Below are 1,013 nucleotides of genomic sequence, written 5' to 3' on the forward strand. Positions count from 1 at the left end.
GGACCGTCAGCGTGAGCAGCAGACGGCAGGACGGGGGACCTTTGTCCCCTTGTCCTTCAGTCCGGGCGAGGCCCCTGCGGTCTGGGCAACACGCTCCATATAGCCATCATGCCGCGCCAGGCGTACCTTGCGAAGCGCCTCAGGGTTTCGGGCGCGCAGACCGGGATTTCCGCCGATCCGCCCTTCGAGACGGGCGCTGGTCAGTCCCGCTTTGGTCCGTTCGCGTATCAATGCCCGCTCGAACTCTGCCGCAGCCCCGAGCACCTGGAGGGTGAACTTGCCTTGGGGCGATGCCGTATCGATCGGATCCTCGATCGAGCGAAAGTACGCGCCCTTTGCTTCGAGCTGCTCGATGATCTCCAGCAGATGCGAGAGGGATCGAGCCAGTCGGTCGATCCGAACGACGACCAGCGTGTCTCCCTTGCGGATACCGTCCAGGACGCTCGTCAGGACGGGGCGGGCGCGATTGCCACCGGACCCATGCTCCTCGCGGATGACTGAGCAACCTGCGGCTCTTAGAGCCTGGGCCTGGGGCAGCAGTGTCTGATCGTCCGTAGAGACGCGGGCATAGCCAATCAGCGGCATGGAGGGCCATCTTTCATAACATGTAGACGTCAGTAAACGACCGTTTGTAAACATATGCACTGCCGATATCTGCGTCTGCCGTACGGATGCGCAGAGCCACTGCGTCCAGCAGGGGACGGAAATGCGCGCCTTCGTGCGCTCTCTCGGCCGTATTCCAAGGCCTTCGGGATCTCATCTGCCTGAGTGGCGCGATATAGGAGATTTCAGTCCATATCTAAAACTACTAGGCAACTGCAGAATGGTGGCAATATACTAAACTATTGGCAGTATAATCATGGGTTATCAGATGGATGCCGGATCGCTTCTTCTGAGTGCCGAGACCCACGCAGCGAGGGTTGAGGGCATTCTCCTGGCTGACCCCGCCCTGGCTGCACTGTGGCGGATGGAGACGAGCCTTCTGGAGGCTGCCGCCTCGGTCGGCCTCGAAG

At 60.9% G+C, this 1,013-nt stretch carries 1 pseudogene; it reads right to left on the reverse strand.

Annotated features, from left to right (window positions below):
* Positions 1 to 75: 75 nt before the first annotated feature.
* A pseudogene (locus tag FHD68_RS18695) lies at positions 76 to 585 on the reverse strand (recombinase family protein); the annotation flags it as partial.
* Positions 586 to 1,013 lie beyond the last annotated feature (428 nt).

Source organism: Paracoccus marcusii, assembly GCF_006151785.1.
Lineage (GTDB): Bacteria > Pseudomonadota > Alphaproteobacteria > Rhodobacterales > Rhodobacteraceae > Paracoccus > Paracoccus marcusii.